The sequence below is a fragment of the Streptomyces sp. CC228A genome, from assembly GCF_021390935.1.
GTDB lineage: Bacteria > Actinomycetota > Actinomycetes > Streptomycetales > Streptomycetaceae > Streptomyces.
Window position 1 is genome coordinate 19,461 of record NZ_JAJPUI010000020.1, and the last position, 9,951, is coordinate 29,411.

Annotated in this window: 4 protein-coding genes and 2 pseudogenes; 1 reads left to right on the forward strand and 5 read right to left on the reverse strand. The window is 71.5% G+C overall.

The window, feature by feature from the left end; translation table 11 throughout:
• Positions 1 to 8 precede the first annotated feature (8 nt).
• A complete protein-coding gene (locus L6E17_RS30020) occupies positions 9 to 3,767 on the reverse strand; it encodes a LamG-like jellyroll fold domain-containing protein (RefSeq protein WP_374109188.1) in 3,759 nt (1,252 codons plus the stop codon).
• 257 nt (positions 3,768 to 4,024) lie between these two features.
• Between L6E17_RS30020 and L6E17_RS30025 the strand changes: the two genes are divergently transcribed.
• On the forward strand, positions 4,025 to 5,047 hold the full coding sequence (locus L6E17_RS30025) for an LAETG motif-containing sortase-dependent surface protein (protein ID WP_236243768.1): 1,023 nt from the start codon (positions 4,025 to 4,027) through the stop codon (positions 5,045 to 5,047).
• A gap of 131 nt (positions 5,048 to 5,178) precedes the next feature.
• Here L6E17_RS30025 and L6E17_RS30030 read toward each other — a convergent pair whose 3' ends face one another.
• The 4 genes and pseudogenes from L6E17_RS30030 to L6E17_RS31780 form a co-directional block, all read right to left on the reverse strand.
• A complete protein-coding gene (locus L6E17_RS30030; RefSeq protein WP_236243769.1) occupies positions 5,179 to 6,951 on the reverse strand; it encodes a GMC family oxidoreductase N-terminal domain-containing protein in 1,773 nt (590 codons plus the stop codon).
• Between the two features lie 44 nt (positions 6,952 to 6,995).
• Entirely contained in the window at positions 6,996 to 8,651 is a 1,656-nt protein-coding gene (locus L6E17_RS30035) for a succinic semialdehyde dehydrogenase (protein ID WP_236243770.1), read from the reverse strand.
• Between the two features lie 464 nt (positions 8,652 to 9,115).
• Positions 9,116 to 9,366: pseudogene (locus L6E17_RS30040) on the reverse strand (gas vesicle protein K).
• A 107-nt stretch (positions 9,367 to 9,473) separates the two neighbouring features.
• A pseudogene (locus L6E17_RS31780) lies at positions 9,474 to 9,905 on the reverse strand (GvpL/GvpF family gas vesicle protein); the annotation flags it as partial.
• Positions 9,906 to 9,951: the final 46 nt, after the last annotated feature.

Consider the following 9,951-nt stretch of genomic DNA (forward strand, 5'->3'; position numbering starts at 1 on the left):
TACTCGGGTCAGTCGCCTACGTGTGTGCCGATCTGCTCGGAGCCCGCCATGGCGCCGCTCCACAGCCGTACGTCGGCGATCCGGGCGGGCAGGTGCTGCTGCCCGCCGCCGGAGGTGTGGCCCTTGGCGAGCGCGAACTCGCCTGCGCCCAGCCGGGCTGTGTACGCCGTCGGCGCGCCGTTCGCGTTGTGGCCGAGGTAGAGGCTGATCGTGCCCGTCTGCGCGTCGTGGACGCCGGTGACGCGGACGAGGCTGTCGAGCGCGGCTTCCTCGTCGGAGGCCACCGAGGAGAACGTGCCGTCCGCGTCGAGGCGCCCGAAGTGCCAGAAGCCGACGGGTACGGTCCGCTCCTCAAGCGTCTCCGCGTCCACGACCGTCCTGGTCCCGGTCGTCCGGAACCACAGACCCCAGGCCGAGCCGTCCGCCGACCGCTGGCCGAGCACCTGGCCCGTGTAGCCGACGCCCTTGGCGAGCAGCTTCGAACTGTCCAACTCGACCGCCGCGGTGACGGTGAACGAACCGGTGTCGTCCAGCAGCGGACCGGCGATCGTCGCGGCGTCGTCGACACCGTCGAACACGATGGCCTCGCGGTCGACGGTCGCCCCACCACTCAGGGCCAGGGCCCTGCCGTACCCGGACACGGTGTCCGCGACGGTCGTACCGGAGACCCCCGCAGCGTCCCAAGCTGCCACGAGCTCGACACCCGCGTACGCGTCGGAGGTCAGCAGCCGCGCCTCCTGCGCGATCTCCGCCGGCAGCAGCGCCCGCTGCCAGGCGGCGACCTCGTCGACGGTCCCGTGCCAGTAGTCGGTGTAACCGCCCGCCACCAGCGCGCGCCCGATCTGGAAGGGCCCCGTGGACGCCCAGGCGGGGCTGACGGCGTCCGTACCCTGGAGCCGTCCGTTGACGTAGAGGCTGATCTGCTGCGCCTCGGCGTCGTACACGGCGGCCAGGTGGGTCCAGGCGCCGGCGACGGCCGGCTGCGCGGCGGCGACCTTCTGGTCGGTGAGGTCGCCGTCCGCGGCGTCCTTCGCCGGGGTACGCAGCGTCCACGTCTTGTCGGAAGGCTGGTACGAGAGGTGGAAGGCCCCGTGGTGGGCGCCGCTCTGGCTCAGCACCGTCATGGTGCGGCTCGGGTCCTCCAGGCGCGCCCAGGCCGAGACGGTGTAGGACGAGCGAGTCTCCAGCACCGGACCGGCCGTGGCGGCGTAGCCCGTGGTGCCGTTGGTGGCGAGCCCCTTGTCGGTGACGGGCACGGCCAGTTCCGTGCCGTGCCGGTCATGGGTGATCAGGCCGCGCCGACCGCGGTCGTCACGGACGGCTCCGGCGGACAGCGCCGCGTTGTGGGCCGTGCCGTTGCCGGACGTGTCGGCGGCGGGGCCGGTGTCCTCGTTGAAGTGCCAGCGGGCTATGGGCGCTTCGCCTGCGGCGACGAGGAAGTCGATGGTGCTCTCCGCACCCCATCGACCTGCGTTGTCCTTGGCGCGGGCGTAGAGTCGGAAGGTGCCTGAGCGTTCTGGAGTGAACGTTCCTCGAAAACTGCGTACCCAAATGGTGGACTCAGTGAGATTGGCACAGGATGTGGCCGGGATTCCATCCATGCACACCTTCGTAGCGTCCCGCCACGCGTCGCCGTTGGTAAGCCGGTACTGGTACGCCACGTTGTTGGTGTCACCGCCGCCGGCCTTGAAGGTGAAGCTTGCCTTGGCTCCCGGCCCCCCGGCTGCAACACAGTCGTTGGGTTTGCACTCGCTGTACGGGCTGGCCAGGGTGACCACAGGCGCCTTGGGAGCGGTGGTATCTACCTTGAAGTAGCAGGGTTCCGTGTAGCCCGTGTTCAGCCGGTTGGAGCCGTCCTCGAAGTACGAGAGCGTGAGCGCCTTGAGCCGGTACTTCACTCCCTCAGAGAGGGTGGGCAGGCTTCTGGACTGTTTGACCAGGTTGCCTGCATAGCCGGAGGTGGGGCTGTCGGTGTCGGCGTGTGCGGTGACCCATGACGAGCCGTTCCACCGGTCCGTGCGCCACCGGATGCGCAGGTTCGCTCCGGACTCACCACCGGCGGCCGTCTTCGGGCGGCCGGTCACCAGCGGGGTCGGGTCGGAGACGACCGACGGGGCGTTCTCGTATGTGGAGCAGACCAGCCCGGATCCGGCCACCAGGCCGACCTCTGCGGGAAGCGCGGGCAGCGCCACGTAGGTGACGGCCAGCACCGCGTCGTCCTTGAAGCGCTTCCACGCCGACGTGTCGCTCTCGTCGTGCGCGCGGAGCTGGAGCGTCAGCCGGGAGAACTTGCCCGCCGCGAAGTCGCGGACGGTCGGCGTCAGGTTCTCGTTGGACTCCTCGGGGTTGTCCCGGAACTCGATCGGCGCGTCAGGGGAGTCCGGGTCGCACAGCGAGCCGCGTCCCGCGGAGACATGGCGGTCCACCATCAGGTCCAGTTCCTTCGGCCGGGACGACCAGGTGGTGGCGGAGGAGATGTTGTCGGTACGGATCAGGTCCACCCAGCGCGGATCGCACTGGAAAGCCCACGGCTCGGTCACCCGGAACGTCGCGCCCAGGACCTTCTTGCCTTTCAGGCTGGCCGGGGAGAACTCGTAGTACAACCGCTGCACGTAGCCGGGGCCGCAGTAGTAGCCGTTCCAGCTCCCGCACTTGCCGACGCCCTGGCCTCGGCCGTCGGAGCCGTTGGACCAGTTGTACGAGACGTAGCCGTCCGAGCGGAGCTGGGTGCGCTCCGACTCGCCCCAGGTCACGGTGGGGTCGATGAACAGCGGGTACGACGCGTCGGGTGTCCCGGCCAGCATGGCGGCGTCGGGCACCACCGAGAGGGCGGCCTTGCCGACCTTCACGTCCATGCGGGCGACCTTGTCGCCCTGCCCCGGTGCCAGGCCGGACCCCGAAGCGGCGACCTCGGACGCGTCATGCGGCACCCCGGTGCCGGCTGCCGGGTCGGCCGCGCGCTTCGCGGGTGCCTGGGCCTGGAGGCGGGCCTGCCCGCCCTTGCCGGAGGAGTCCCACATCTGGGCCGGGGGCGCGCGGAAGACCGTCTGCCCGGTGGCGTCGATGGCGTCCAGGTTGCCGGCGGGCCCCTTGCTGACCGACAGGCCCTTGGTCTCCAGGCCGAAGCTCAGCACCCTGAGCCGCTTGTCGGATGCCGCCTTGCGCGACTTCACTACCAGGACGTGCTGGAAGCTCTCGGGGGTGGCCGTGACCTTCAGGTCGACATCGGGCAGCACCTCCCGGTAGAGGGCGCTCGCGCCGTCGAGCTCCGGCTCGGGCAGCTTGCCCGGCCAGGTGAGCGCCAGGGACCTGCCGCTGTCGGTGATGGAGGCGAGCGGGCTCGTGTCACCGCCACCGGAGAAGGCGATCCGGGCCGCGGCAGCGCGCGGGCCGACCGTTCCGTCCGTGCGCCGCTCCAGCGTGGCGTCCGGCTTCTCCCACCCACCGCCCTGCTTGCGCACCCTCACGGGGACGGCCGACTCCTCCAGCGTGAAGGTGCTGCCGTCCGGGTTCGCGAAGACCGTCGTGTGCTCCGAGCGCTCGCCGACCACCTCGACGCGCGTCCCCGAGCTCTTGGCCTGTGCCAGTGCCCTGCGGCCCTCCCCCGCCGGCTCCTGCTCCGCAGGGCTCGCGGAGCGGGTCTGCTCCCGGGCCTCCGCCGGTACCGCAGTGCCGGACACCACCGCCGCGAAGGCGGCGACAGCCAGAACGGCTGCCCGTCCAGCGCCGCGTCTTCGGGCGCGACGAGCATCAGATGCCGTACGCATGTTCCCCCCGTCCATGCTTGATCACAATGACTGGGGATTGAACCCGGCTTGATCGCGGAGCGTCAACACACAATTACGCCAACCCCCGAGCGAGTGGCGAGGGTCACATAAAGAAGTTGTCAGGGATCGTGCAACCAATGCCCTGCCTCGCAGGTCACCTATGCGCAACCCACGGCCACGCCCGGACCAGCGCCGAGCGCGGCCCCATCGGACTCCGTGCCACACCCGGTGGCACGCCCGGAACATGAGGTCTTGACTTGAAGCTCCGTCGTGCCATGGCCGTCGCCGCGGCGACCGCCGTCATCGCGCCTGCCGCGTTCCTGATGTCCCCGGCCGCCTACGCGACCGAGGGCCCGTCCGCCAGCCCCGAGGCCACCGCCGAGGCGACCCCGAGCGCCGAGTCCGGCGACGCGGAGAACGGCACCCCCGAGAACGACGGCCAGAGCGCCTCCCCTGAGGCCTCCGCTTCCGAGGAGAACAAGGAAGAGGAGAAGCCCTCCGAGGAGGAGAAGCCCGCCACCACGCCGGAGGCCGAGAAGGACGGCGAGGAGAAGAAGGAAGAGCAGAAGCCCTCGGACGACGCGAAGGCCGAGGGGGAGAAAGAGATCGTCTGCCAGGACTCCTCCGTCAAGGTCGCACTGAACGGCTTCCCCAACAAGATCGCCGCGGGCAGCGGCTGGAAGTACTTCACGTTCGACGTGGAGAACACCGGCAAGGAAGACATCAAGGACCTCGTCGTCTGGGCGGCCGCCGGGTACGAGAAGGAACTCGACACGGATGGGGACACCCTGCGCGAGAAGTTCGCCCACTTCGAGTACAAGGATCAGGACAACGGCAAGTGGGTGCACGACTTCGCCGATAGCGGCGACAACAACGGCCACTTCATCGGGATGTTCGACCTTGCCGCCGATGAGATCGCCACGATCGAGCTTCGCCTGAAGATCGACGCAGGCGCCCCCACGGGTGCGAGCCTGGCAGTCGCGGCAAGCCAGCACACGTCGGATGCCGGCTGCGAGTCCGGGCACGAGATGTACCCGTTCCAGATCGTCAAGGCCGGCTCCGACTCCGACGCCGGTACGGCGAAGCCCAGCGACAAGAAGCCGTCCTCCGACGTCAAGCCGCAGGGTGAGGCCAAGCCGATCGCGGTCAAGGGCAACCTCGCCGAGACCGGTTCCTCCTCGATGCTGCCGACCATCGGTATCGCAGGTGGTGTCGCCATCGTCGCCGGTGCCGGTGTCGTGTTCGCGCTGAAGCGCCGTAACAGCGGTGCCGCGGCGTAACGGTCGCCGTTAGCGGGGCCGCCGCGTAGCGGCGCCGCTGAGAAGCCGGAGAGGCGCTGCACTCGGAGGGGGGTGCAGCGCCTCTCTCATGTCCGCGGCAGGTCCGCGGCAGGCCCGCGGCACGTCCGCGGTCAGGTCCGCGGCGGGACCTTCGGGACCGGGAGCAGCGGGAGCTTGAGGGCCGCGAAGGCGTCCTGGGGGACCGTCGGGTTCTTGGGCTGGACCGGGGTGACGCGGGTGTAGCGCTCGCCCTGGGCGGGGCGGGGGTCGGGTTCGCCCTTGTTGGGCCACAGGGACATCGCGCGTTCCGCCTGGGCGGTGATCGTCAGGGACGGGTTGACGCCGAGGTTCGCGGAGACCGCCGCGCCGTCGACAACCGAGATACCCGGGTGGCCGTACAGGCGGTGGTAGGGGTCGATGACGCCTTCGTCCGGTGTCGCGCCGATGACGCAGCCGCCGAGGAAGTGGGCGGTCAGCGGGGTGCCCATCAGTTCGCCGATGTTCGAGCCCGCGAAGCCGTTGATCTCCTGGGCGAGGGCGGTGGCCGCCTCCGTCGCCGCCTTGATCTGCTTCGGGTTGGGGGCGCCGTGGCCCTGGCGGGCCGTGAGAAGGCCCTTGCCCAGGCCCTTCTCCTTGCGGTACGTGGTGAGGGAGTTGTCCAGCGACTGCATGACGAGGCCGATGATCGTGCGCTCCGACCAGCGGTGGTTGGACAGGGAGCGCAGGGCCTGGACGGGGTGGCGGGCCGCGTTCGCCAGCCAGGCGCCCACCCGGTTCCTGGCGTACGGGACCTGGAGGATGGACAGGGATCCCATCGCGTTGGATCCCTTGCCGTAGCGGACCGGCTCGATGTGCGTGTTGCCGTCGGGGTGGATCGACGAGGTGATGGCCACGCCCCGGGTGAAGTCGGGTCTCCCGCCGTGGCGTTGCGCGTAGCGGCGGTCCGTGGTCTGCGAGCCGACGAGGGCCTCGCTGTTGGTGCGGGTCAGTTCGCCCAGGCGCCGGGAGATGCGGGGCAGGTGGCCCTCGTCCTTCATGCGGTGCAGGAGGGTCTGCGTGCCGTACGTGCCGGCGGCGACGACGACGTGGCGGCAGCGGAGGGTGCGGGTCCGGCCGTTCCTGCGGCGCTGCGTGGGCACCACGGTGACGGCGTACGTGTCGTCGTCCTGCTGGGTGATCCGGGTGACGGTCGTCATGGGGTGGATCACGGCCCCGGCCTTCTCGGCCAGGTACAGGTAGTTCTCCGTCAGGGTGTTCTTCGCGCCGTGGCGGCAGCCCGTCATGCACTCGCCGCACTCGGTGCAGGCGCGGCGCGCCGGCCCGGCGCCGCCGAAGTACGGGTCGGGCGACCCGCCGCCGGGCGCGATCTTCGGCGCCGTACCGTCCGCGTCCTTCCCGTCGCCGAAGAAGACGCCGACCGGGGCGTGGTGGAAGGTGTCCTCCACGCCCATGGTCCGTGCCGCGGCCTTCAGGTGGACGTCGGAGGGGGTCGTGGTGGGGTTGAGGCGGACGCCGAGCATGCGCCTGGCCTGGTCGTAGTACGGGGCCAGCTCCTCCTGCCAGTCGGTGATGTGCGCCCACTGGCGGTCCTGGAAGAAGGCGGCGGGCGGCACGTAGAGGGTGTTGGCGTAGTTGAGGGAGCCGCCGCCCACACCCGCGCCCGCCAGCACCATCACGTTGCCGAGGAGGTGGACGCGCTGGAGGCCGTAGAGGCCGAGGGCGGGCGCCCAGAGGTAGTTCCTGAGGTCCCAGGAGTTTTTGGGGAGGGTGTCCCGGGTGAAGCGGCGGCCCGCTTCGAGGACGCCCACCCGGTAGCCCTTCTCGGTGAGGCGGAGTGCCGACACGGAGCCGCCGAAGCCCGAGCCGATCACCAGGACGTCGTAGTCGTACGGGGCTTCGCGCATGGTTCTCCCTCGGGCGGTCGGCGGGGGTGGTGGTCGGTGGGGCGTCAGCGCAGGCGGAGGGCCTTCATGATGCGCAGGCTGCGGCTCATGAACGCCGCGTACGCCTCGTCGTCCATGCCGAAGGACGGGGCGAGCGGCATCAGGCGCTGCTGGGCGACGGTCTGGGCCTCGGTGTACTTGAGGATGCCCTCGGAGCCGTGCCGGCGGCCGAGGCCGGAGTCCTTCATGCCGCCCATGGGCGCCTGCACGCTGCCGTACGCCGACGCGTAGCCCTCGTTGATGTTGACGGTGCCCGCGCGCAGCCGGGCGGCGACGGCGTGGCCGCGGCGGCTGTCCTTCGTCCACACGCTGGCGTTGAGCCCGTACGGGGTGGCGTTGGCCTGGTCGATCACCGCGTCCTCGTCCGTGAAGCGGAAGACGGAGACGACGGGGCCGAAGGTCTCCTCGGCGCAGACGGCCATCGGCTCCTGGACGTTCTCCAGGATGGTCGGCTCGTAGAAGAGCGGGCCGACGTCGGGGCGGGCGACACCGCCCGCCAGCACCTCGGCGCCCTTGGCCACGGCCTCCTCGACGTGCCGGGTGACGGTCTCCAGCTGGCGTTCGCCGACGAGGGACCCCATGTCGGCGCCGTACGCGAGGGCGGTGCCGAGGCGCATGGCCTTCGTGCGGGCCGTGAAGCGGGCGAGGAAGTCGTCGGCCACCGACGCGTGCACGTAGAGGCGCTCGATGGAGATGCAGAGCTGGCCGGCGGAGGAGAAGCAGGCGCGGACGGCGCCCGCCGCGGCCCTCTCCACGTCGGCGTCGCGCAGCACCAGCATCGCGTTCTTGCCGCCCAGTTCGAGGGAGACGCCGACGAGGCGGGCCGCCGCCCCCTGCGCCACCTCGCGGCCGGTGCGGGTGGAGCCGGTGAAGGAGACGTAGTCCGCGTGCTTCACCACCTCGGGGCCCACCACCGGGCCCTCGCCGAGCACCACCTGGAAGGCGTCCCGCGGCAGGCCCGCTTCGACGAGCAGGTCCCGGGCCCACAGGGCGGTGAGGGCCGTCTCGGTGTCCGGCTTCATGACGAGGGCGTTCCCGGCGACGAGCGCGGGCAGCGCGTCGCCGACGGACAGCTCCAGCGGGTAGTTCCAGGGGGCTATCTGGCCCACCACTCCGCGGGGCTGGCGCAGTTCGGTCACCTTGGTGAGGGTCGGCACGGCGCCGATGTGCCGCTTGGGCTTCAGGTACGCGGACGCGCGGACGCCGTAGTGGCGGGCCGCCATGGCGACGGCCTGCACCTCCTCGTGGGCGTGGAGGCGGGCCTTCCCGGTCTCCAGCTGGATGAGGTCGAGGACTTCGGCCTGCCGTTCCAGGAGCAGGTCGTGGAAGCGCAGGAAGACGGCGGCGCGGCGGCGGACGGGCGTCGCGGCCCAGGCCGGCTGGGCGGCGCGGGCCCGCCGGTACGCCTCCGCGACGTCCTCCGGCGTCGACTCGGGCAGTTCGGCCAGCCGTTCGCCGGTGAAGGGGGTGTGGTTGGCGGTGCGTCCGGATCCGACGACATCCCGGGTCAGCCGGGCGACCACGTCGGGCGTGACGACGTCCTGCGCGGTACGGACACCGGCGGGGACGGGAGCGACGGGGTTCGTACCGGTGGGTGCCGCGGCTGCGGGCGCCGTGCCTTCGGGGGCGGTTGCGGTGGCGGTGGCCTGCGTGTCCGTCATGGGGTGAGGGTATGCGGGCCCGGGGACCCGCACGGATCTGCCGCGACCGCAGGCTCCGAACGGGAGGCGTCCGCCCCAACGGAATCCGCACCGGCCGAAGGAATCCGCACCGGCCAACGGAATCCGCTGCGGTGAGGTCCGGCCCAGCGAGTCCGCCGGTGGGGTCCCGGCCCGGTGACGTCCGGCCCTGGAGCACCGACCCCGGAGGGCCAGGGCTCGCTGGACGCCGACCTCGCTGCGTGAGGACCTCAGTGACACCTCGGCGACACCCCCGGTGGCTCCCCGACGGGAGCGGATGACGGCCTCAAGCGGCTGCCGATGCAGGTGGATGCCGGTGTCAGGGGGCCGCCGGCATCCCGCGTGGGGGTGCCAGTGTGGGGGGCCAGTGTGTGGGGCGTCAGTGGCCGCCGGTGTCAGTGGCGCGGGGGCAGGGCATCCTCGACCCCGGTGGCGAAGGCGGCAGGTCAGAGGAGCGGTCCGAGCGGTCCCAGGTCGATGTTGAGGTCCTCGGGCTCCAGCCCGAACCGCGAGCGCAGCACCTCCATCCGGTCCTCCAGCAGCATGAGCGTCAGGCCGATCCGCTCCTCCTGCTCCTCCGTGAGGTCCCCGCTCTCCACGCGGCGCAGCGCCTGACCCTCCATCAGCCGGGCGCAGCAGCTCGACGACGGTGAGCACGAGCCGGGGCAAGGTCTTGCTCGACGGTGTCCGGGTCCATGTCGAGACGGCGGCGGTGCGGTCATGCCGCGGCTCCCCACGGGCGGGGACCCTGGTGCTCACCGAGCTGATCAGCGCCCTCAGGTCCACGCGGACGAGGTCGACGTCGGCGATGGCGAGGGTGAGTTCCCCGGTCAGGACGACCCCTCCCGCGAGGAGGCCGGTCCAGCAGGTCGACGAGGGCGATCCTGCGCCGCCCAGGGCGCTGTCGACGGGATCGGCGGTGCGGCCGGTCATGTGGCGTCCTCCGTGGTCCTGGCGAAGGAGTACGGCGCCCAGGGGCTCGTCACCTCCCACGCGGACGCCGCCGTGCTCGGCCCGCGCCCGGTCCACGAGGGCGAGGAAGCCCTCGCAGTGCTCCCGGGCGACGAGGTAGGCGGCGTTCAGGACGTTCGCCTCCCCGGTGACACCGGACAGGCGCGGGTCCTGCGGCGGGTGGACGGCGCTCTCCTCGGCGTACGCGGAGAAGACGTCATGCAGTCGGCGGCACGTCTCCTCGGCACGCCGCAGGCCCTCCTCGCGCCCTCGCCGCTCCCGCAACCGCCGCCGCAGGAACGCCCGTCCACCACCCTCCGCGCCCGGCGCC